This window comes from Arthrobacter sp. Y3221159 (genome assembly GCF_059089885.1).
In genome coordinates, this window is the sequence record NZ_JBNHFC010000021.1 from 1 (window position 1) to 22110 (window position 22110).

The 22110-nt window shown below is 65.2% G+C and carries 15 protein-coding genes and 1 pseudogene; 4 read left to right on the forward strand and 12 right to left on the reverse strand.

Annotated elements, in window-relative coordinates; translation table 11 throughout:
- Window positions 1-137 precede the first annotated feature (137 nt).
- Together AC5RT3_RS17730 and hisC are read right to left on the reverse strand one after the other, a co-directional pair.
- On the reverse strand, window positions 138-1550 hold the full coding sequence (locus AC5RT3_RS17730) for an amino acid permease (protein WP_494124799.1): 1413 nt from the start codon (window positions 1548-1550) through the stop codon (window positions 138-140).
- A gap of 54 nt (window positions 1551-1604) precedes the next feature.
- A complete protein-coding gene (gene hisC, locus AC5RT3_RS17735) occupies window positions 1605-2702 on the reverse strand; it encodes a histidinol-phosphate transaminase (RefSeq protein WP_494124800.1) in 1098 nt (365 codons plus the stop codon).
- 93 nt (window positions 2703-2795) lie between these two features.
- Here hisC and AC5RT3_RS17740 point away from each other — a divergent pair.
- Window positions 2796-2903 (forward strand): annotated as a pseudogene (locus tag AC5RT3_RS17740) (Lrp/AsnC family transcriptional regulator); the annotation flags it as partial.
- 115 nt (window positions 2904-3018) lie between these two features.
- On the opposite strand, the gene betT reads toward AC5RT3_RS17740, so the two are convergent.
- The 4 genes from betT to AC5RT3_RS17760 form a co-directional block, all read right to left on the reverse strand.
- Window positions 3019-5151: a choline BCCT transporter BetT gene (gene betT / locus AC5RT3_RS17745; RefSeq protein ID WP_494124801.1), complete on the reverse strand. Its 2133-nt coding sequence runs from the start codon at window positions 5149-5151 to the stop codon at window positions 3019-3021.
- Window positions 5152-5615: 464 nt separating this feature from the next.
- Complete coding sequence (locus tag AC5RT3_RS17750; RefSeq protein ID WP_494124802.1) at window positions 5616-7256, reverse strand: GMC family oxidoreductase; 1641 nt, start codon at window positions 7254-7256, stop codon at window positions 5616-5618.
- The gene (locus AC5RT3_RS17755) at window positions 7257-8753 is read right to left on the reverse strand and encodes an aldehyde dehydrogenase family protein (RefSeq protein WP_494124803.1); all 1497 of its coding nucleotides are present in this window, start codon (window positions 8751-8753) and stop codon (window positions 7257-7259) included.
- Between the two features lie 364 nt (window positions 8754-9117).
- Entirely contained in the window at window positions 9118-9735 is a 618-nt protein-coding gene (locus tag AC5RT3_RS17760; RefSeq protein WP_494124804.1) for a TetR/AcrR family transcriptional regulator, read from the reverse strand.
- A 138-nt stretch (window positions 9736-9873) separates the two neighbouring features.
- Here AC5RT3_RS17760 and AC5RT3_RS17765 point away from each other — a divergent pair, with 138 nt between their 5' ends.
- Window positions 9874-10377, forward strand: a complete 504-nt coding sequence (locus AC5RT3_RS17765; RefSeq protein ID WP_494124805.1) for an Lrp/AsnC family transcriptional regulator — start codon at window positions 9874-9876, stop codon at window positions 10375-10377.
- A 119-nt stretch (window positions 10378-10496) separates the two neighbouring features.
- Window positions 10497-12155 (forward strand): thiamine pyrophosphate-binding protein, encoded by a 1659-nt coding sequence (locus AC5RT3_RS17770; protein WP_494124806.1) that lies wholly within the window; start codon window positions 10497-10499, stop codon window positions 12153-12155.
- 321 nt (window positions 12156-12476) lie between these two features.
- Here the strand turns inward: AC5RT3_RS17770 and AC5RT3_RS17775 are convergent, their stop codons facing one another.
- From AC5RT3_RS17775 to AC5RT3_RS17795, 5 genes are all read right to left on the reverse strand, one after another.
- Window positions 12477-14207 carry a glycoside hydrolase family 13 protein gene (locus AC5RT3_RS17775; protein ID WP_494124807.1) on the reverse strand — a complete coding sequence of 577 codons (1731 nt, stop codon included), beginning with the start codon at window positions 14205-14207 and terminating at the stop codon, window positions 12477-12479.
- Entirely contained in the window at window positions 14204-16057 is a 1854-nt protein-coding gene (locus tag AC5RT3_RS17780; protein ID WP_494052468.1) for a glycoside hydrolase family 13 protein, read from the reverse strand. Before AC5RT3_RS17780 ends, AC5RT3_RS17775 begins: the two co-directional genes overlap by 4 nt.
- The gene (locus AC5RT3_RS17785; protein WP_494052469.1) at window positions 16054-16983 is read right to left on the reverse strand and encodes a sugar ABC transporter permease; all 930 of its coding nucleotides are present in this window, start codon (window positions 16981-16983) and stop codon (window positions 16054-16056) included. Before AC5RT3_RS17785 ends, AC5RT3_RS17780 begins: the two co-directional genes overlap by 4 nt.
- Window positions 16983-18599 carry an ABC transporter permease subunit gene (locus tag AC5RT3_RS17790; protein ID WP_494052470.1) on the reverse strand — a complete coding sequence of 539 codons (1617 nt, stop codon included), beginning with the start codon at window positions 18597-18599 and terminating at the stop codon, window positions 16983-16985. Before AC5RT3_RS17790 ends, AC5RT3_RS17785 begins: the two co-directional genes overlap by 1 nt.
- A 78-nt stretch (window positions 18600-18677) precedes the next feature.
- Window positions 18678-19958: a sugar ABC transporter substrate-binding protein gene (locus AC5RT3_RS17795; protein WP_494124808.1), complete on the reverse strand. Its 1281-nt coding sequence runs from the start codon at window positions 19956-19958 to the stop codon at window positions 18678-18680.
- 364 nt (window positions 19959-20322) lie between these two features.
- Between AC5RT3_RS17795 and AC5RT3_RS17800 the strand changes: the two genes are divergently transcribed.
- The gene (locus tag AC5RT3_RS17800) at window positions 20323-21420 is read left to right on the forward strand and encodes a LacI family DNA-binding transcriptional regulator (RefSeq protein ID WP_494052471.1); all 1098 of its coding nucleotides are present in this window, start codon (window positions 20323-20325) and stop codon (window positions 21418-21420) included.
- A gap of 71 nt (window positions 21421-21491) precedes the next feature.
- Here the strand turns inward: AC5RT3_RS17800 and AC5RT3_RS17805 are convergent, their stop codons facing one another.
- The gene (locus AC5RT3_RS17805; RefSeq protein ID WP_494012044.1) at window positions 21492-21812 is read right to left on the reverse strand and encodes a GYD domain-containing protein; all 321 of its coding nucleotides are present in this window, start codon (window positions 21810-21812) and stop codon (window positions 21492-21494) included.
- Window positions 21813-22110: the final 298 nt, after the last annotated feature.

A 22110-nucleotide genomic window follows, 5' to 3' on the forward strand; every position in this document is an offset into this window, starting at 1 on the left:
TCGGCAATGCCAAAGGGCCATGTCGATTATCATCTGGAGAGTGCAGCCCTTCCGCTTCGTGATAAGCCAGTAGTAGCCCATATAAACAAGTAGTTCGTGCACGAACTAAACTACCGAAGTGGTTCAAAGCGCCTTGTTCAGTCGATGAGCACCGGCTGATTGTCACCGTCTGATGCTTCGACGCGTGGCCGATCGTCCCGCTTCCGGTGGTTCAGCCAACACCCCACGGCCAGGACCGCCACGAGCGCGAAAGTGCTCAGCAGCTGCGGCCGCGAATCCTCGCCGATAAAGCCCACGGTGAAGATCGCCGCCAGGATCAGCAGGCCAAGGCCCGTAAGCCACGGGAACCCGGGCATCCGCAGCGGAAGCTCCGTTCCCTCGCGGTCGGCGCGGAGGCGCAGAGCGAGCTGGGCCAGGAGCGCGGACGTCCACACCAGCAGGCACGTCGAGCCCACGATATTGAGCAGGACGCCCAGCACCATCTCGGGGAACGCCATCTCCAGTACCACCGTGACAACGCCGAAGGCGACGCTGGCCAGAACCGCCACCACCGGAACGCGGGCTTTCGAAACCGAGGCCAGAACGCGCGGCGCCTCACCGCGCTCAGCCAAAGAGTACGCCATCCGGGAAGCACCGTAGAGATTGGCATTGAGGGCAGAGAGCAGTGCGGCGACGGCCACCAGAGTGATTGCAGTGGCTGCGCCGGGCATGCCGGCAGCCTCCAGCACCGCGGCGAACGGGCTCTTCAAACCCTCCGACCCGACGGGAACCACGGCCGCGATCACGAAGATGGCACCGATGTAGAACACCAGGATGCGCCACAGCACCGTCCGGACGGCCTTCTTCACGCTGCGGGCCGGCTCCGCGGTCTCTGCTGCGGCCACGGACACGATCTCGGTACCGCCGAACGCAAAGGCCACCACGAACAGCGCCGTCGCAATCCCGGCAAACCCGCTGGGCGCGAAACCTTCACCCATGAAGTTGGCCAGGCCCGGCGATTGCACGCCCGGCACCAAGCCGAACAGCAGCGCGAAACCCACCAGCAGGAACGCGACGATCGCCGCCACCTTGAGCAGGGCAAACCAGAACTCGAACTCGCCGAAGTTCTTCACGCTGGTCAGGTTCACGGCGGTGAGCACCACGATGAACACGAAGGCCATCAGCCACACCGGCAGGGCCGGGAAGATGGTGGCCAGCAAACCGGCTGCACCGAGCGCCTCGGCCGCGATGACCACCACCAGCTGCAGCCACCAGAGCCAGCCCACCGTGGCACCGGCCACCGGCCCGTAGGCCTTGGCGGTGTAGACGGAGAAGGCGCCGCTGTCCGGGTCGGCAGCAGCCATCTCACCGAGCGCCCACATCACCAGGATGATCAGGGTGCCGGCCACGAGGTAGGAGATCAGCACCGCCGGGCCGGCGGCCTGGATGCCCGCGCCGGAGCCGATGAACAGGCCCGCGCCGATCGCGCTGCCCAGGCCCATCATGGTCAGCTGCCGGGGTTTGAGGGCCGCGCCGAGGGCGCGGTCAGACGTCTTTGTCTGTTGTTCCATGGGGATTCCTCTAGTTAGTAGGTGGAACGGGGTTGGGGATTTGGAGTAGGTATTTCAGGCCGCGTGGGCTGCGAGGACCCGGAGCACGCGGTTGTTGGCGGCGGGGTCGGCAACGGTGATCCGCACGCCGTCGCCCTGGTACGCCCGGACCAGGATGCCAGCGGAATCAAAAGCCTCCACCAGCTTCGCCCGGAGGTCCTCATCGGTGCGGATCCACAGGAAGTTGCCCTGGCTTGGCTGCAGCTTCCAGCCCTGCGCCTCCAGCTCAGCGGCCATCCGGGCGCGCTCCTGCCTCACCTCGGAAACCCGCGCTGCCATCTCCTCCCCCGCGTCCAGCGATGCGACGGCCGCCTTCTGGGCCAGTGCGCTCACGGCGAAGGGCAGGGCGGTGCGGCGCAGGCCCTCGGCGATGGCCGGCGTCGCAATTGCATAACCCACGCGGAGGCCGGCGAGCCCGTAGGCCTTGGAGAAGGTGCGCAGGACGCAGACGTTCGGGTACCGGCGGTAGAGCGCCAGGGAGTCGGGGCCGCTGCCGGCCTCGGCGTATTCCACGTAGGCCTCGTCGATCACCACCAGGACGCTGGACGGCACGGACTGCAGGAAGTCCTCGACGCGGTCGTGGCTGATCGGCACGCCGGTGGGGTTGTTGGGGGTGCAGAGCAGGATCACCTTGGTGCGCTCGGTGACGGCGGCGGCCATCGCGTCCAGGTCGTGGCCCTCGGCCTCGTCCAGCGGGATGCGGACCGGCCGGGCGCCCGCCAGCTCCACCAGGATGGGGTACGCCTCGAAGGAGCGCCACGCGAAGACCACCTCATCCCCGGCGTCGCACAGTCCAGTGATGATCTGCTGAAGGACGCCCACACTGCCGGGCCCCACCGCGACCTCCCCCGCGGTGACGCCCAGGTGCCGGGCGAGCCGTTCGCGGAGTTCGACGGCGGCGCTGTCCGGGTAGCGGTTCATGGTGCCGGCGGCTTCGGCCACCGCAGCCTCGGCAGCGGGCAGCGGGTCGTAATGGCTTTCGTTGCTGGCCAGGGCTGCGATGTCCGCGCAGGCACCCCGGCGGCCCGGGACGTAGGACGGAAGCCCGGCCACGGCGCCGCGAAGGGTGGGCAGCGCGGTGTCCGGCCTTGTCAGGAGTTGTTCAGGGGTCATGGGCACCGATCATGGTTGTGACCCGGCCCACATAGCAAGATACGCTTTTGTGCTTGGGACTTCTGCTCAACTTCTAGTAGCTCTGGTGAAAATATGACCATCACGAACCCGCGCACCCTCGATTCGCTCGACGGCCGGATCATCCTGGCCCTCGACAAGGACCCCGAAGCCAGCGCCCTGGCGCTCTCGCATACTTCCGGGGCGGAGACGAAGCCTCGCTTAAATGCGGCACGGTCGTTGCAACTCCCAAAAATCTTGGGTGTTGCAACGACCGCTAGAACTCAAGCTGCTGGCCTCCCGCAGAGGAGACGTTATGTCACTTTGTCTCCTCCTGGTGCACGAAGTCGGATTCCCAGTTGTCCTTGGCCGCCTGGTCCTCGGTGACGGCTGTGGTACCGGGCACCGCCCGGTTCAGGTGCAGGAATTCGAGGTGGGTTTCGTAGTGGTCAAGGACATCGGTGATGACCTGTTCCTTGCTGTAGCCGGCTAGGTCGTAGCTGTGGCTCCCCTCGAGGGAGAAGACCTCCATCCGGTAGTACTTCGGTTCGAGCCCGGCAATTCCAGGCGCGTAGGACGGGGTGTCGTACTGGACCGGGTAGATCTGGTATTTGAACGGGCGCTCATCGCACAGCCTCACCAGCAGGTCGACGTGGCGGATGCCGCAGGTCTCGATGATGCCCGTCGTCAGGCTCACGTTGGCGCCCTGCGCCTTCAGCTCGTCGTGCACCTCCTGCAACGCGGGCAGCGCCACGGTGTCCACGAAGCGGTTCGCCTGCTTCGGCCCCGGGTAGGTCATGGCGCGGTTGAGCCGCTGCCGCCAGGTACGCGACGGCGGTCCGTCCGCGCTGTGGCCGGAGATGATTCCCGGCAGGCTCGCGCGGTAGCTGTCCGCCAGCGCGTTCTCCACGCGCAGGGCCTTGTAGAGGCCCAGCATGATGAACAGCAGCAGGATCGAGAGCGGCAGACCCATGATGATCGTCGCGTTCTGCAGAGTTGTCACACCGCCGACGGTCAGCATCGCGAGCGTCAGGAGTCCGGTCACCAGGGCCCAGAAGACGCGAAGCCACTTGGGTCCGTCGGCGTTGGCGTCCTTCAGGTGGCTCGTGAAGTTGGCCATGACGAGGGCACCTGAATCTGCGGAGGTAACGTAGAAGAGCAGCCCTGTGAAGGTGGCCACCCCGATGATCAGCGGCGCCGCAGGGTACTGCTCGAGGAGGCCATAGAACGCCCGCTCCGGCTGGGCCATCGCCGTCTCACCGAAGGCAGCATTACCGTTCATCACGATGTCGAGGGCGCTGTTGCCGAAGATCGAGATGAACACCAGGATAAACGCGAAGGGGACCATGAGCGTGCCCAGCACAAACTGTCGGATGGTGCGGCCGCGGGAGATGCGCGCGAGGAAGAGTCCTACGAAGGGCGCCCAGGCAATCCACCATGCCCAGAAGAAGAGTGTCCACCCCTGCATCCAGTCACCGGGCCGGTCATAGGCGAAGGTGTCCAGCGTCATGGCCGGGAACCGGCTGAGCACGTCACCGGTGTTCTGAATGATCCCGTCCAGCAGGAAGCTGGTCTTGCCGGTCAGGAGGATGAACACCATCAGGACGAGGGCGAGGATCACGTTCAGCTCGGCGAGCCGGCGGATTCCCTTCTCGACGCCGGAGAGCACGGACGCGGTGGCCATGACAACGGCCACCACGATCAGGCCGATCTGGACAGCGACGTTTTCGGGCAAGCCGAACATGAGGCTGAGCCCGTAGTTAAGCTGCACGACGCCGATGCCCAGGGAGGTGGCGATGCCGAAGATGGTCCCGAGGAGGGCTGCGATGTCCACGCCGTCGCCGAGCGGACCGTTGATCTTCTTGCCGAAGATGGGATACAACGCGCTGCGGATACTCAGGGGCAGATTATGCCGGTAGGCGAAGTAGCCCAGGGCCAGCCCCATGAGCGCGTACAGTGCCCAGCCCGTGATTCCGTAGTGGAACAGAGTGAGGACCATGGCGTGCCGGGCGGCCTCGACAGTGCTGCCATCACCCTGCGGGGGAGCCAGGTACTGGGTCACGGGCTCGGACACCGAGAAGAACATCAGGTCGATGCCGATGCCCGCTGCGAAGAGCATCGACGCCCAGGTGAACATGCTAAACTGCGGCTTCGAATGGTCCGGGCCGAGCTTTGTCTTGCCCACCCGGGTCAGGGCGAGGACCAGGACGAACACCACCACGACGGTAACGATCAGGAAGTAGTACCACCCCATGTTGGTGGATACCCAGGTGACCATGGACCCGATCAGGGCCTCGGCGCCTGCGGCGTCGCTGATGGCCCAGAGGGCGATCGCGAGGATCCCGGTGGCCGATCCGATGAAGACGTTCCAATTGACGCGGGTTCGAGCCACGGGGGTCGTGTCTCCGCCTCCAGTAACTGTTACGGGCGGAGCGTCGGCTATCTGACTCATCTCGTCCCTCTCATTGTGCACGGCAGATCATGGGGGTGTTTCGTGTGGGCGGAAGTGCCGCATGAATCAATACTCTTATTGCGTTCCAATATCTGGACTCCTAAGTCAGAAAAGCACGATGGTGATTGCCCGTGACCGCCATTGGACGCGGGCGAAATCAACGGCAGGGCACCGATTGTGGGCCCGGCCGCTTCCCCCAAAGTTTTTTGCCTAGTCTGGCTGTGCCTGCGCCGGTTCCCCTGTGAGAGGAGCCCAAGCGAGTCCGCTGGGTGTGGCGCAGGTCATATGAGGAGATTAGTTCACATTGAACATGTGTTCAAGACTTTTAAAAAATGAATGTTCAAGAATAATCCCCTTCGCGCGGCAGGCCCGAGCTGATACGGAAAGACCCGGTGGAGGGAACATGATGAACCCTCCACCGGGTCTGTCCAACCAGCGCCGGATCCCGCCGCGGGCGGATCCGGTCAGGCGAGGGCCGCGCTGAGCTCCGCCTCCGCCATCACTGTTTCACCGGTCCGGCTGGCGCGGATGAGGTCCGCGCAGCGTTCACCGATCATCATGACGGTGATGTTGGGGTTGACCGTAACGTGCTCAGGCATGACGGAGGCATCGGCGACGCGCAGGCCCGTGACGCCCTTGACCCGAAGCTCGGGATCGAGCGGTGACATCTCGTCGTCGACCGGGCCCATCCGGACGGTGCCGACGGGGTGGTAGACGGTGTTGTGGGTTTTGCGGATGTAGTCCTGCAGTTCCTCATCGGTCTGCGCTTCAATGCCGGGCGAGAGCTCCCGGCCCGTCCATTCGGCCATGGCAGGCTGGGCGGCGATTTCGCGGGCCTTGCGGATGCCGGCGACCATGACGCGCATGTCGTGGCCCTCAGGATCAGTGAAGTACCGCGGATCCACCATCGGCTTGTCGCGGAAGTCCCGGCTGCGCAGCCGGACCGTGCCGCGGGAGCGGGCATGCGTGACGTTCGGGGTGAGGCTGAAGCCGTTCTCCGTGGTCGGATAGCCGTACCGCAGGGTGTTCATATCGAACGGGACGGAGCCGTAGTGCATCATCAGGTCCGGGCGGTCCAGGCCTTCCTCGGTGGGCGTGAAGATGCCAATCTCCCACCACTGCGTGGACGTCTGCACCATCGGCTGCCTGGCCTCGAACTGCACGACGCCTTCGGGGTGGTCCTGCAGGTGCTCGCCGACGCCGGGCGAGTCCACCAGGACCTCGATACCATGCCCGGCGAGGTGCGCGGCGGGGCCGATGCCGGAGAGCATGAGCAGCTTGGGCGAGTCGATGGCCCCGGTGGACAGGACCACCTCGCAACGCGCGTTGAGCCGGTGAGTCCGGCCGAACGCTGAATCCACGACATCGACGCCGGTGCACCGCTTGTCCACGTCGAACACCAGTTGGCGGGCGCGCAGGCCGGTCAGCAGGGTGAAGTTCCCGCGCTCGATGATCGGGTGAATGTAGGAGACCGAGCTGGAGGACCGGGTGCCGTCCGCGCGGCGGTTGATCTGGAAAAAGTTCGCGCCATTGATCACCGTGGTGCCGGTATTGAACTTCGTGCGCGGAATGCCGGCCTGTTCGCAGGCATCCAGGAGCGCGACGCCGGCGGGGTCCGCCGGGGGCACGTTCATCAGGTGCACGGGGCCTGAGTCGCCGTGGTGCGGCGCGTCCGGGCCGGCGTCCTCGTTGGTCTCCAGCCGCTGGTACAGCGGCCACGCCGCCTCAGCGTTCCAGCCGGTGGCGCCGTACTTGGACTCCCACTCGTCCAGGTCTTCGCGCGGCGCCCAGAAGGCGATGCAGGAGTTGTGGCTGGAGCAGCCACCCATGACCTTGGCACGGGAGTGGCGCATAAAGGAGTTGCCGTTCTCCTGCGGTTCCACCGGGTAGTCCCAGTCGTAGCCGGATTCCAGCAGCTCCATCCAGCGGTCAAGCTGCAGTACCTCGGGCACCCCGCGGTCGTCCGGGCCGGCCTCCACCAGCGCCACGGACACTGCCGGGTCCTCACTCAGCCGGGCAGCGACTGCAGCTCCGGCGGATCCGCCGCCGATGACGATGTAGTCGAACCCTCGGTCGTTGAGGTTCTCGACGTTGTCGATGTGCATCTAGTTCTCCTTGCCGTGGTCAGCGAACCAGCCCGTCACCTGCGGGCTGGTGTTCTGGTAGATGTGCTTGGACTCCTGGTATTCCGCCAGGCCGGTCGGCCCGAGCTCGCGGCCGACGCCGGACTGGCCGAAGCCGCCCCACTCGGCCTGCGGGAGGTAGGGATGGTAGTCGTTGATCCAGACGGTGCCGTGCCGCAACCGGCCCGCCACACGCTGCGCCTTGCCGGCGTCCTGGGTCCAAACCGCCCCGGCCAGCCCATAGATGGTGTCGTTGGCGGTGGCCACCGCCTCGTCTTCGGTGCGGAAGGTCTCAACGGTCACTACCGGGCCGAAGGCTTCATCCACGACGACGGACATCCCCTTCTGCACGCGGTCCAGGACGGTTGGCTGGTAGTAGAAACCGGCGTCGTACCGCTCCCCTTCAGGCGCCGCGCCACCGCACCGCAGCCGTGCACCCTCCTCCACTCCGCGCTGGACATAGGCGTGGACCTTTTCCCGGTGGGCCGCGGAAATCAGCGGTCCGGTTTCGGCAGCTTCATCGAACGGGCCGCCGATGCGGATGTCCTGGGCGCGGCGGACCAGCTCATCGACGAAGCGCTCGGCGATCGATTCCTCGACCACCAGCCGCGCCCCGGCGGAGCAGACCTGCCCGGAGTGCACAAACGCCCCGTTCAGCGCATTGTCGACGGCGGCGTCGAAGTCCGCGTCGGCGAATACCACGTTGGGGTTCTTGCCGCCGAGCTCCAGCGCCACCTTCTTCACGGTGCCGGCAGCAGCCGCGGCAATACGCTTGCCGGTCTCCAATCCGCCCGTGAAAGAGACCAGGTCGACGTCGGGGTGTTCAGAGAGCGGTGCCCCCGCCTCCGCGCCGGCTCCGGTCACGAGGTTCGCGACGCCGTCCGGAAGGCCGAGGTCCTGCAGCAGCTGCATGGTCAGGATCGCGGTGGACGGGGTCAGCTCGGAGGGCTTGAGGACGAAGGTGCAGCCGGCGGCCAGCGCGGGCGCGATCTTCCACGCAGCCTGGAGCAGGGGGTAGTTCCACGGGGTGATCAAGCCGCAGACACCCACGGGCTCGTAGACAATCCTGCTAACGACGGCGGGGTCCCCGGGGTCCACCACGCGGCCCGACTGTTGACCTGCCAGCCTTCCGAAATATTCGAAGCAGGCGGCGATGTCGTCTATGTCGATCCGGCTTTCGATGATCCTTTTTCCGGTGTCCAGCGATTCGGCGCGGGCGAATTTCTCGCGGCGGCCGCGCAGTTCCGCGGCGACCCTGAGGAGGAACGCGCCGCGCTCAGGAGCCGGGACCGAGGACCAGACGCCGGAGTCGAAGGCTGCACGGGCCGCAGCGATGGCCCGCTCGGCGTCTTCCCGCCCGGCCTCGGACACCGTGGCGACCAGTTCGCCGTCGGCCGGGTTGCGAATTTCACGCACCGCGCTGGACGCGGCCGGCTCCCATGAGCCGTTGATGAACAGGGTGGATGCGGTATCCGTCATGGTTCTCCTTGGGGTGGTGCGGGATTAGTAGTACGGCGACGGTCTTGGTGGTGGCTCCCGATCCGCCGCGGCGGGACGATTTGCCGACCTGCTGTCAGGGGGCGCCCCGGTGCTGGTGCTTGAGGCACATGCGCGCAGGGGCCAGGCGGTTGGATCGTGGCTGTCCTGGCGGAGGACTCTTCGGTCCCTAGGACTTCGCGCCGCCCGCAGGAGCCCACGTCGACGTCCTCGAAGTGAACTGTGTGGCGTAGGTCATACAAAGCAGATTAGTCCATATTGAACAAACGTTCAAGGGGAAATCTGAACAAATGTTCAACAACGGTCGCAAAGCCGCTTCCGCTGGATGAGGGAGTTTCTAGGACTCCTAGGCTTCGCCCAGTGCGCGATCGTTTTCCCGCGGAGCGGCGAACGCAATGTGCTCCGTGCGGGCGATGCTTCGCTGGATGGATGCCTTGTCTATGCCAAGGAGCGCTGTTAGCCACATGCCGTTCTGTACGACGACAATGTCGGCTGCCCGCTCCCTGCAGTCATCGCGGGAAAGCTCGGGTTTGGCGTTCCCTATCAGCGCGGCGAGCCCATCGAGATACCGCTCGAACGCCGCCGCGTTGATCTGTGCAAAGTCTTCATGGGCCTGCGCCAGAGCCCACAGGTGGAGACGCAGCGACAGATAGCGTGTGGTCAGGAGTTCCGGGCCCGCGACGCGCCGGAGGGCCTTGCGGAGCTGTTCGTCCGGGGGCGACGCCGGCTCGGGCTCCACCAGCCTCAGGTCATGCTCGTCGATTCGCTGCAAGGCCGCGCGGACCAAGCTCGACTTGTCTTCGTAGTAGTAGTTCACGAGCCCCAGTGCCACGCCGGCTTCGCGCGCCACGGCGCGCATATTGACACCAGAGATGCCGTGGCGCGACAGCAGATCCAGCGCCGCCTCCAGAATCCGCGACTGCCTGTCAACCTGTCCCCCGGACTTCACGGTGCCTGTATCCACCCGGCCAGACTATGGGGAAACCCGGATGAGTGCACCACCGCTCGTGAGGACTGATCATGGTTGTGACCCGACCCACATTGCAGGATACGCTTTTGTGCTTGGGACTTCTGCCCAACTTCTAGTACCCCTGGTGAAAATATGACCATCACGAACTTTCGCACCCTCGATTCCCTCGACGGCAGGATCATCCTGGCCCTCGACAAGGACCCCGAGGCCAGCGCCCTGGCACTCTCCCGGACCCTCGGCGTCGCACGCAACACCGTCCACGCCCGGCTGGCGCGGCTGGAGCGCAGCGGCGCGCTCCGCTCCTTCAGCCGGAGGCTGGACCCCGCCGCGCTCGGCTACGAACTGATGGCCTTCCTCTCCCTGGAAATCAGCCAGACGCGGTTCGGCTCGGTGGAAAGCGGCCTCGCCGCCATCCCGGAGGTCATCGAGGTGCACGCCACCACCGGCGACGCGGACCTCATGGCCAAGGTGGTGGCCCGCGGCACGGCGGACCTCTACCGCATCACCAACCAGATCCTGGAAATCGACGGGATCCAGCGGACCAGCACGGCCATCTCCGTCATGGAACTCATGCCGCCCCGCTACGACGGCCTCATCAGCCGCCTGTCCGAGCAGGAATCCCGCGCTTCGGATTAGATACCGGTGACGTAGGCCACAAGTGGGCAAATTGTCAGCTCTGACTACTTCTGCTGCCAAAAGTCCTAGCTAGATCTGAGGGTGTTGCCTATCCGGCGACCGTCCCACACGATTCCTGCATGACTACTCTCACCGTCTCAGGCCGCGTGGCGCAGGTTCTCAGCAGCTATGTCAGCGACGTCTTCGGCGTCATGGGCAACGGCAACGCCTACTTCCTGGACGCCGCGGAGCAGCTGGGCCTGCGCTTCTCCCCCGTCCGGCACGAGGGCGCCGCCATCGCCGCGGCCGACGCCTACTACCGGGCGTCCGGACGGCTCGCCGCGGGCACCACCACCTATGGCCCCGGCTACACCAACGCGCTCACCGCCCTGGCCGAAGCTGTCCAGGCGCAGATCCCCGTGGTGCTGGTCACCGGGGACGCCCCCACCAGCGGTGCCCGGCCCTGGGACGTGGACCAGGCGGCCATCGCCGCGGGCCTCGGCGCGGCCACCTTCACCGTCACCCGCGACGCCGCCGGCGCTATCACTCGGCAGGCAGTGGAGTACGCACTCACCCGGCACACCGCCGTCGTGCTTGCCATCCCGTACGACCTCGCCGCGCTGGAGGCCGGGGACGAGGACCTTCCCGCGCCGTCCGCACCCCACGGAACGCACGACGGCGGCGCCAGCCTTGGGCAGGTGGCCCGCCTGCTCGCCGGGGCCAGGCGGCCGCTGATCCTCGCCGGCCGCGGCGCGCACCTCGCCGGCGCCGGTCCGGAGCTCCGCGAACTCGCCGACCGGCTGGGCGCACTGACCGCCGGAACCGCCCTGGCGCTCAACCTCCTCAATGGCGAGGGGTACCTGGGCGTCGCGGGCGGTTTCGGCACCGACACCGCGGCGGGCCTCATGGGCGAGGCCGACGTGGTCCTGGTGGCCGGGGCCAGCCTGAGCCCGTTCACCCTGCGGTTCGGGCACCTGCTCGGCCCGGGAAGCACGGTCATCCAGATCGACACCGCCCTGCAGCCGACCAACCCGCGGGTGGACCTGTTCGTCAGCGCGGACGTGAAGGCCGCCGCGGGACGTTTGCTCCAGTTGCTGGACGGTGACGTTGCGGGTCGCGTCTGGCGGGCGGAGGCCCGGAAGCGCTTGGCCGAGGGGCCGGCCCACCACCCCGGTACTGCGGAGACGGCGGACGGCCGGCTGGACCCGCGGGCCCTCGCCACGGCGCTGAATGCCGTGCTGCCGGAGCGCCGCACGGTGGTCCAGGACGGCGGGCACTTCATCGGCTGGGCGCCCATGTACTGGAACATCCCGCGGCCGCAGGACCTGGTGATGGTCGGGACCGCCTTCCAGTCCATCGGGCTGGGACTCGCGAGCGCCGTCGGGGCGGCCCGTGCGCTGGAGGACGGCCGCACCCTGGTGCTGGCCTCGGGCGACGGCGGGTTCCTGATGGGCCTGGCCGACCTCGAATCCCTGATCGGTGCGGCCCGGAGCGCGATTGTGGTGATCTACAACGACGCCGCCTACGGGGCCGAGATCCACCAGTACGGCTCGCAGGGCCTCACCGAGAAGCCGATGCTGATCCCCGAGGTGGATTTCAGCGGGGTTGCCCGGGCCTTGGGTGCCGAGTCCGCGGTCATCCGCTCGCTCGCCGACCTTTCCGCGCTTCAGGACTGGATCGACGCCGGCGCCAAGGGCACGTTCGTGGCCGACTGCCGCATCACGTCCACCGTCCGGGCCCCATGGCTGAGCGAGTGGATGGCGGCCTCCCAGGCGGCGAAGGCGGCGGTGGCTGGGTAACCAGGCGCTGCAAGCGTAGGTGGCTGGGGCGCTTGCGGATACGCCGCTGTCCAACCCGGCATTCCAACGCTCTATCAGCTCCTGCAGCTTTTCCTTCAACGCTCCATCAGCTCCTGCAGCTTTTCCTGCAACGCTCTATCAGCTCGTGCAGCTTTTACGCATCCCTCTATCACTTCCCTTTGAAGTCCGGCGGCTGTGCTGCCGCGGCAGCGTGCATCCGGTAGCTTAAGCAGATCCAGGAGGTGAGAGAGGGTTGCCCAATTTACTGCAGGAGGTGAGAGAGGGTGGCCCGTGCGGAGGTGGAGGCCCGTCCTGCTATGACTAGCGGGTCAGCCACACGGTAGTGGCAGGCGGCAGTGTTCCGTCCTGGGGAAGGACGCCACTGGACAAGAGCACCAGGCCAGCGGGCAGCGGCACCGGCTTGTCGCCGAAGTTGGTGACGCTGTGCCAGCCCTGCGGACGGGCGAAGTGAAGGACCTGCGGATCAGCTTCCTCAATCCACTGCAGTTCCTCCGGTCCCTGCAGAATCCCGCGGAGCCAGAGGGCTTTCCGGTACAGATTCAAGGTGGATCGGGGATTCCTTTCCTGCAGTTCTGCTGCCACCCTGCTGAACCACTGCGGCTGGGGCAGGTGCGCCCCAGTGCCGCTGAACCCGAATGCGGTGTAACCGGCGTCCCAGGGAAGCGGCACACGGCAGCCGTCCCGTCCGATGTCCACGCCGGGGTTGCGGAAAAATGCGGGGTCCTGGCGGTGCTCATCCGGGATGTCCGTCACCTCATGCAGCCCCAGTTCCTCCCCCTGGTACAGGTAGGCGGATCCGGGAAGGGCCAGCATCAGCAGCGTGGCGGCCTTTGCGCGGGCCAATCCAAGGTCCCGGTTGAGTTCGTGCTCCGGCGCGCCGGCCAGCAGCCACGCTTTGCCATCGTGTGCTCCGCCAGCCATCGGCGTGCCAGTCTCCGTCTCCGCGGCCGCCGCCGGCACCGGCACCGCGGTGAGCCCGTAGCGGGTGGGGTGGCGGACCACGTCATGGTTGGAGAACACCCAGGTGGAAGAGGCGCCTGTGGCGTCAGCTTCGGCGAGGTTCCTGGTGATGGATGAGCGGAACTCCGCCGCGTCGAAGTCCGCCGTCAGCAGATCGAAGTTGAAGGCCTGCCCCAAGCCTTCCGGGCTGGCGTAGCGGGCCCGCCGGGACGGGTGGACCCATGCCTCGGCTACGGCCATCCGCGGCGGATCGTATTCGTTGAACACGAGCCGCCACTGGGCATAGATGTCATGGACCTCGTCACGGTCCCAGAACAGGTGCTGCCCGTGCTCGGAGGCCATGCCCGGCATCTCGATCTCAGCGGGCAGGGTCTCGGGAAGGTGCTTGGTCAGGCCATGCGCCACGTCCACGCGGAACCCGTCAACACCGCGGTCGGCCCAGAACCGGAGGGTGGTGAGGAAGTCTTCCCGGACCTCCTGGTTGTCCCAGTTGAAGTCGGGCTGCTCCTTGGCGAACAGGTGGAGGTACCACTGCCCGGGCGTACCGTCCGGTTCCGTGATTCGTTCCCATGCGGAACCGCCGAAGATCGACTGCCAGTCCGACGGCGGCTCGTTCCCGCCGGGTCCCAGCCCGTCGCGGAAGATGTAGCGGTCCCGGGCCGGAGAACCGGCGGGGGAAGCCAGCGCCTCGCGGAACCATTCGTGGCGGTCGGATGAATGGTTGGGAACGATGTCGACAATCAGTCTGATGCCTGCTTCGTGCAGCGCCGCGGTCATCTCGTCGAGGTCGGCCAGGGTGCCCAGCCGGGGGTCCACGTTGCGGTAATCGTCGACGTCGTAACCTCCGTCCGCGAGCGCGGAGGGATAGAAGGGGCTCAGCCATACGGCGTCGATGCCCAGCTTCCTCAGGTAGGGCACCTTGGCCGTGATACCGGGCAGGTCGCCCAGTCCGTCCCCGTTGCTGTCATGGAAGCTGCGCGGGTAGATCTGGTAAACGGACGCCTGGCGCCACCAGTCGGGGGCCGGGGAAAGTTGGCGGGTCTTCTGCCGCGAGTGGGATGAGACAGTCATTGATGGTTCCTTTCGAATCCTGTGGCTGGCGCGTCACAGCGCCAGATGGCAAGGCCGGGCCCGTGGCTGGGCAGGGTAATCATTCCCCCGGTGTCCCCGTGGAGGTCCGGGGTTCCTGCCAGCCCGCGAAGGTGGGGGCCGACAACGCGGGCCGGCATTTTGATGGCGGCGTGGTCCGCCCGGGCTGCATGGACCAGGACCGTTTCATGGGGCGATTCACGCAGGAACGTGAAGGCGTCCTCGCCGATGGTGAGCCACCGCAGTCCGCCTTGCCGGAGGGCTTCGGACTGCTTCCGCGCCTGGAAAAGGGCACGGGTGGCGACGAGCCGGTCATGGTCCCACTCGCCAAGGTTGTCCCAGGGGAACGGGCGCCTGCCGTCTTCACCGTTATCGCCCTCCTGCCCGATCTCATCTCCCGCCCACAACATCGGGATGCCGGGCATGGTGGCCAGCAGGCCAAAGGCCACCGTGACGAGGCCCGCGTCACCGAGCAAGGTGCTGATCCGGAAGGTGTCATGGGAACCCACCAGGTTCAGGGCGTGCGCAGTGGCCCGCCAGGGAGCGGCCGCCGCGAAGGCACGCATGGAGCCCACAATGTCCGTCCCCGAGAGCCGCGGAATGGCAACAAACGGCCCCTCCTCGAACGGAACGGGGGCTGCCGGCTTCAGCCATTGCCATACCGGGCGGGTGAAACCGGCATAGTTCATCACGCCGTGCCAGCCATCCACCTGCAGGTCCTGCGATGCATCGTGGCTGTGTTCAGCCAGCAACAGCGCGTCCGGTTCGGTTTCGGCCATGGTGCGGCGGAGAGTGGTGGACACCATGTGGTTCAGGTCGGTGGTCCCGTGCCGTCCGGTCATGTTGGCGACGTCGATGCGCCACCCGTCAAACCCGCCCGGCCCCAGCCAGCGGGCCACCACGGATTCCTTGCCCTCGTAGAGGCGCCGGCGCAGTTCCGGGTTGGCGTGGTTGAACTTGGGAAGGGACTTGTGCCCGAACCAGCACACGTACTCGTCAGGGTGGTTGGTGAAGAGGAAGAATCCTGCTTCGACGCTGTCCGGATCCGCAACCGCGGTCTTGAACCACTCGTGGGCATCCCCGCAATGGTTCGTGGTCAGGTCGCCCAGCAGGCGCATGCCCCGGGCATGCAAAGCACCGGACAGTCGCTGCAGCGCCTGGTCGCCGCCAAGCAGCGGATCCACTTGGTCGAAACTGGACGCGTCATACCGGTGGTTTGACCGTGCAGGGAAGATCGGCGTCAGGTAGACGGTGTCCACCCCCAGGGACGCAATGTGCCCGAGGCGGGCGGTGATCCCGTCGAGGTCTCCGCCGAAGTACTGGTAAGGGGTCTCGGGTCCCCGTCCGATGACCTTGTTTCCCCAGTCCTCGGGGATGGCCCAGTCGGGCGCCGGCCGGTCGACGGACTTTGCGAATCTGTCCGGAAAAATCTGGTACAGAACTGCACTGTTCGCCCAGGCCGGCGGCGGGGCGTACGCGGTGATACGGAAATCGCTGGCGTCCGTGACGTCACCGGTGTGCAGGCCGGTCCCGTTCAACCATTGGTAACCGCTGGGCGGGCCGTCGAGCAGCCACCGGTAGTTCACAACCGGGTTCTCCATGGGGAAATCAGCACGCAGCCAGAATTCATGGCTGTTTTCCCGGTCAATGCCCGCCGCCAGGAGGGCCTGTTCGCCGTCGATACACATGCGGAGCAGGGCCTTCGTTACACCGCTGGCGCGGGGAACCCGAAGGAAAACCGTGACCGTCTCCCCCAGTTCAGGGTTGGGATTGGAAACGTACATCGCCGAGCCGTCATGGTGCGGCTGGTCCCAGAGCTGTGTTGTGCTCATCCCTTGACCGCCCCGGCGGTGAGTCCCCCGGTAATGAACTTCTGCAGGAACTGGAACAGCAGCACCACGGGCAAACTGGTCAGGAGGGCCCCCGCGGCGAAGACGCCCAGGTTGCCCGACCGGTCGGCGTCGATGGTGGCGTAGAGGCCGACGGCCAGGGTTTTGACGTCGTTATCGGTGAGGAAGATTGATGCCAGGACGAATTCGCCCAGCACACCGATGAAGGACAACAGGCCGGTGACTGCAAGGATCGGCGTTATCAGCGGAAAGATGACCCGGAAGAACACCGTGGCGTGGCCCGCCCCGTCCATGGTGGCCGCCTCGTCCAGTTCCTTCGGCACCGAATCAAAGAATCCCTTGATCAGCCACACCTGCGAGAGCGCCCCGCCCATGAGCAGGAGTCCGTAACCCAGGAGGGTGTTCAGGCCGAGCTGGGGAATGACCTCCCCGATGGCAGTGAACATCAGGTACAACGCCACTACAGCGAGGAACTGGGGGAACATTTGGATGAGGAGCAGGCTGAGCAAGCCGATCCGCCGGCCGCTGAAGCGGAACCGGGAGAAGGCGTAGGCGGCCAGGGCGCTGCACAGGATCTGCCCCAGCGTGACCACCGTACTGATGATCAGCGTGTTGGCGAACCACCGCAGATAGGGCCGGTTGGGGTCCGTGAAGAGGGCCTGGAAATGCACCAGGCTCACTTCACGGGGAATCAGGCTGGTGGAGGCCACGGTGCCCAGCGGGTTCAGCGCCGCCGAGACAATGAACAACACGGGGAACAGGGCTATGAACACCGCAGCAATTGCCACGAGGTGGCGCCACCCCACTTCGGCAAACCATCGGCTGCGGTGTTGCCTGCGCCGGGATTCGGGGGTACGGTGCGGCTCCTGGACCGGTACTTCAGCAAGACGTGTCTGGGAAGACGACATCAGTTCACCTCTTCCAGGGTGCGCGTGAAACGGAACTGAATGGCGGCGATGATGCCGGTGACAACGAACAGCAGCACGGACACGGCCGCGGCAAAACCGAGCTGTGCGCCCTGCCCGCCGAAGGCCAGGCGGTAGGTGTAGCTGATCAGGATGTCAGTTGCTCCCGCCGTCGGGTTCGCGGGATCGAACGGTCCGCCCTCTGTCAGCAGATAGATGGCGTTGAAGTTGTTGAAATTGAAGGCGAATGTGGATACCAGCAGCGGGGCAACAGTCACCAGGAGCAACGGGAACGTGATCTTTCGAAAGCCCAGGAAACCGCTGGCGCCGTCGATCCGTGATGCTTCCTTGAGGTCGGCCGGGATGGCCTGGAGGGCCCCGGTGCAAACCAGGAACATGTAAGGGAACCCCATCCAGAAATTCGTCAGCAGGATGGCCGCCTTCGCCAGGAAGGGTTCACCGAGCCAGTTCAGGTCCAGTCCCAAGGCGCTGTTGATCAGGCCGAAGTCCTTGTTCCAGAAGCTGGACCAGACCAGCAGGGCGATGAATCCCGGGATCGCGTAGGGCAGGATGAGGATGGCCCGGTAGAAGCGTTGTCCTTTGATCCGCGGATCGTTAAGTGCGGTAGCCAGCCCCAGCCCAAGCAGGAACGTTCCTGCTACGGACACTGTTGCGAAGATGAACGTCCAGGCGAAGATCTGCAGGAAATCACCGCTGATCCTGGTGTCCGAAAAGACGCGCAGATAGTTCGAAAAGCCCACGTTGGCCAGCCAGGACTGGTCGGACAACCGCTTACCCTCCGCGTCAACGAAGTACTCCCTGTCGCCTTGCTGGACCGGGGTGTAATCCACACCGGTGGCCGTGTTGGCGATGACGTCGCGCGCCTCGTCGTACTTGAGCGGCGAAGCGCCCTCGAACGCCTGGCGGATGCCCAACTGCCGAATGGCACCGCGATCGGTGGGTACCGCAAATTCCTTTAGCTCTTCGCTCGCGCTGTTGACCTGCTGCGGCGTCAGGAGCTCGTAACCGTCCGCCTCGGTGACGAACCCGCCGGCAACGGTAACGTCTGCCGGGTCAAGCTCCTGAAGCCCGTCATCAGGAGTACCGAGGAACACATCTCCGCTTTTGGGCTCAACGAGGAGAAAAGCGAACGGCCCCGTGGTGGGGTTCCCTTCAGTGGCTATCGAGAGGTTGTAGCGCGGGGAGTCAGGGCTCTGGACCACCGAGGCGCCGATAATTTGGGAGATAGTTTCTTCTTTTGACGTCCGTGTTCCATCGCCGAAGTTCGTCGTCGACATCTGGAACGTCATCACGATGGGATACACCAGGAAGACCACCAGAAGGAGTGTTCCGGGCACCAGATACTTGGCCGGCACCCCACGACCGGTGATGTAGGTCAGCAGCAGAACCCCGGCGACGACCCAGATTGCTGCGAGGAATCCCCACCGCCCTGTAGCGATGAGGGCAGGGGTGAGGGCAGCCGCTGAGCCAACAACAGTGCCCAGTGCAAGGATTTTGGCGAAGAGGGCCACAGGTGTGGTGGTACGTTCACGGCCTGTGCCGGACTGCTCTGATGCAGGCGACGAGGGGCGCTGCAGGCGTTTAAGTGTTTCGATCATGGGGTTCTCCTGGATTCCAATCCGGGCAGCATGGCCCTGGGGGCCGAAGACATGTGCATCGGCCCCCGGGTCCGTTTCCTACTTGCCGATTGCAGCAGCGATGGTTTCCCCGGCCGCGCGCATGGTGCTTTCCGGCTCAGCGCCGCCAACGATCGCCGCGAAGGCCTGGCCAAGGGGTGCGAAAACGGCAGCCATTTCCGGAATCGCCGGCATAGGCTGGGCGGATTCCGCTGCGGAGGCAAACGTCTCAATGGCAGGATTCTGGCCCGCGACTTTCTCCCGAACGGACGTCATGGTGGGCGGCAGCTTCGCTCCTTCGAACATCCGCGTCATGCCCTCTTCGGTGTTCATCGCGTTCTCCACGAACTCATGGGCGAAGGCTTCGTTCTTTCCGTTCGATGCCACATAGAAGCCCTGGACGCCGGCGAAGGGCCGGGCAGCAGCCTGTCCCTCGAAGCCGGGGATGGGTGTTACTTCGAAGGGGATTCCCGCCTTCTCCACCTGGTTCAGGGCCCAAGGGCCCGCCACCAGGTAGGGGGCCTTGCCGTCAGCGAACAAAGAGATCGAATTGTCCACGCTGATAGAGCGTTTCAGGACGCCGCTTCCCGCCTCCCCGAGTTCATGGATCTTCCGGGCGGCGGCCACGGAACCTTCACCTCCGACGCCCAGGTCGGAGGGATTCGGGTCGCCCTGGGCTGTTGCACCGAAGAGATAGCCACCCATCGAGGTGTACAACGGCTGCATATGGTAGGCGTCACCGCTGTTCCCTTGCGGCAGGCTGAATGGAACTTCTGCCTTCTTGGCAGCCACAGCCTCCGCGCCTGTGGCGAAGGCATCCTCCAAAGTCGCCGGGGCCTCCGGGACGATGCTTGTATTGCGGAAGAGACCAAGCGTTTCGATCCCGTACGGCAGCGCGTACACGGACTCGTTGTAGGTCACGGCCTTGACCGCTGTTTCGGTGTAGCCCTTGAGTTGATCCGGTGCTATCTGCAGTGGATCGATGGAGCCGTTCTGCACGAGATTGCCGATCATGTCATGTGCGCCGGTGAACACATCGGGCCCGTTGCCCGCAGCGTTTGCTGTCACAAGGGCAGTCTGGAACTCACCTGACACCACCTGGACGGCCACGCTGATGCCGTTGTCGGCCGCAAAGTCGTCCGCGAAGGCGCGCACCGAATCGGCTTTCAAGTTGTCGGTCCAAATCACCAGATCGGCGTCCGCCCGTTCCGGGGCTGCGGTGGACCCCGCCGCAGCCGGTGATGATGTGGCCGGCTGGTTTGCCTGGGTAGCGTTTGCACACCCGGTAAGCAGCAGCATCGCGGTGGCGGTAACCGCGACGGCGCCCTGAATCCTACTCATCTGTTTCTCCTTTGAAAGAGGAATGCGCGTCACCTGCCTCAGCAAGGCGGCGAGCGTGACCTGTGTCACGAACTAGTGTAAGCGTTTCCAACCACGACGTCTAGCAGCAGCTCAAATAGCGTATAGATGAGGCATCGACCGGAAAAGATCCCCGGAAAACAGGGAAACTTCAGACATAGAAACGTTTACATTATTCGTGGGGAAGGAGGCTTAGCTCGCTGCTGGACAGCCGCAATTGGAGCCGTTGGCCGCTGTGCCGCCTTCTGCAGAAGGGCAGTCTTTCCACTACCGTGAAAAGACGAGGAGTCATAGCGGCTGCTCCCTGCGCCGTACAGGCGCGGCTCCAAGGTGAGGAAAGTTGACCGTGACAGGCATAAAGGAAGTTGCTGCCCGCGCCGGCGTCTCCGTGGGCACCGCTTCCCGCGCGCTCAGTGGCAACGGCTCGGTGGCAGCCGCAACCCGGGCCCGGGTGCTGGCCGCGGCCAAGGAGCTCAACTTTGTTCGTTCCTATAACGCCTCGAGCCTGGTTACAGGCCGCAGCCGCATCATCGGCGTCATCGTGCCGTCGGTTGACCGCTGGTACTTCGCCAAAGTGGTGGCAGGAATTGGCGAGGAACTCATTACGGTGGGCTACGATCTGGCGCTGTACAACATTTTTGGCGACCGCGATCATCAGGACGCGGTGCTCGGGGATTTCCTCATGAGGCAGCGCCTGGACGCGGTGCTGCCGGTCTCACTCGAGCTGACAACAGAGGAACTGACGCGCATGCTGTCAATCCGCCGCCCGGTAGTGGGCATCGGCGGACCCATGCCGGGGGTCCCAACCATCGGGATCGACCATTTCGCCGCAGCTTCCCTGGCCACCGGGCATCTTCTGGGCCTTGGCCATCAGAAAATCGCCCATGTGAGCGGAGGAACCGACCCCTACCGCGACTTCAAACTGACGGACCAGCGCCAGGCCGGCTTCGAACACGAGATGCAAAAAGCCAAGACACCCATCCGGCCAGAGTGGATCATCGCGTCGGACTTCACCCTGCAGGATGCCTACCAAAAAGCCCGGACGCTCCTCGCCATGCCTGAACGCCCCACCGCTGTCTTTGCCGCTTCCGACGAGATGGCCATCGGCGTGATGCTTGCTGCACGGGACCTTGGCCTCCAGGTGCCGCAGGACCTGTCCGTGGTGGGCATCGACGGGCATGAACTCGGCGAGACTTTCGGGCTGACCACCATCCAGCAATTTCCCCGCAAGCAAGGACAGCTGGCGGCACGGCGGCTCCTGCAGAAGTTGTCGGAGACGGCGGTGCCTTCTAACGGTGCGGCTGAAAGTGGCCCTGCCGCCATGCCCGGCGTTCAAGAGTCCCCGCCCCCGGATAACCTTCACGAACTCATCAGTACCGACTTCATCGTCCGTAGCAGTACTGCCGTGCCACGCTCCAGCGACCTGGTCCCTGGCCGCACATAAAACCGGGCAGCGAGCGGGCCGCCGTCGTAGGTTACGACGGCGGACCGCTGGCCACGGTGCCAGGCGCCCTACTACTGTCCCGGCGCGCGGTAGGACGGCGTCTTCTTGGCGGCTTCGTCAATGTCCTCCACGGACAAAAGCGGCTTCAGGCGGACGTTGACGTTCCCCGTCGAATTGATCAGCAGCGACAATGCTGCGGCACTTGCATCATCCGGCGCCTCGAAAACGCCAAGGACGTCGTAATAACCAAAGGCGTAGTAGAAGCACTCCAGCGTTCCTCCCACCGAGGCCAAGGCCTCCGTGAGGGCGTCACGCCGTGCGGTACCGCCCTCCTGCATGAGCCCCTTGATGCCCTGGCCCACGTACGTCGCTTCAAACAGATACTTCGGCATGGTCTTTCCTTCCCTGGATCCCTAACCCGATTTCTGTGGCCATCCGGAAGGTACCCGCGGAGCCCGGGTACCTTTGAAGCAGGATGGCGTCCGCGCAGAATCCTCCTCACCTGGCTCCATTGCCGTGCAGGAGCGGCCCAGATCCGGCCCCTAAATCCATGGAAACGGGGCAGTAAACTCCGTTACCGCAGAAGCTATTCCTCCGGCCGCGGGCAGTCAATATGCGGGTACACCTAATGCCGCCGCCTTCAGGGCGGTGCACAATGGCGGGCCAGGACAGGATGGGCCATGATCGGTG

What these genes read in the sequence shown, in the direction of transcription:
- AC5RT3_RS17730 (WP_494124799.1), bottom strand. Translation starts at nt 1,550, where the DNA reads ATGGAACAACAGACAAAGACGTCTGACCGCGCCCTCGGCGCGGCCCTC.
- hisC (WP_494124800.1), bottom strand. Translation starts at nt 2,702, where the DNA reads ATGACCCCTGAACAACTCCTGACAAGGCCGGACACCGCGCTGCCCACC.
- betT (WP_494124801.1), bottom strand. Translation starts at nt 5,151, where the DNA reads ATGAGTCAGATAGCCGACGCTCCGCCCGTAACAGTTACTGGAGGCGGA.
- AC5RT3_RS17750 (WP_494124802.1), bottom strand. Translation starts at nt 7,256, where the DNA reads ATGCACATCGACAACGTCGAGAACCTCAACGACCGAGGGTTCGACTAC.
- AC5RT3_RS17755 (WP_494124803.1), bottom strand. Translation starts at nt 8,753, where the DNA reads ATGACGGATACCGCATCCACCCTGTTCATCAACGGCTCATGGGAGCCG.
- AC5RT3_RS17765 (WP_494124805.1), top strand. Translation starts at nt 9,874, where the DNA reads ATGACCATCACGAACTTTCGCACCCTCGATTCCCTCGACGGCAGGATC.
- AC5RT3_RS17770 (WP_494124806.1), top strand. Translation starts at nt 10,497, where the DNA reads ATGACTACTCTCACCGTCTCAGGCCGCGTGGCGCAGGTTCTCAGCAGC.
- AC5RT3_RS17775 (WP_494124807.1), bottom strand. Translation starts at nt 14,207, where the DNA reads ATGACTGTCTCATCCCACTCGCGGCAGAAGACCCGCCAACTTTCCCCG.
- AC5RT3_RS17780 (WP_494052468.1), bottom strand. Translation starts at nt 16,057, where the DNA reads ATGAGCACAACACAGCTCTGGGACCAGCCGCACCATGACGGCTCGGCG.
- AC5RT3_RS17785 (WP_494052469.1), bottom strand. Translation starts at nt 16,983, where the DNA reads ATGTCGTCTTCCCAGACACGTCTTGCTGAAGTACCGGTCCAGGAGCCG.
- AC5RT3_RS17790 (WP_494052470.1), bottom strand. Translation starts at nt 18,599, where the DNA reads ATGATCGAAACACTTAAACGCCTGCAGCGCCCCTCGTCGCCTGCATCA.
- AC5RT3_RS17795 (WP_494124808.1), bottom strand. Translation starts at nt 19,958, where the DNA reads ATGAGTAGGATTCAGGGCGCCGTCGCGGTTACCGCCACCGCGATGCTG.
- AC5RT3_RS17805 (WP_494012044.1), bottom strand. Translation starts at nt 21,812, where the DNA reads ATGCCGAAGTATCTGTTTGAAGCGACGTACGTGGGCCAGGGCATCAAG.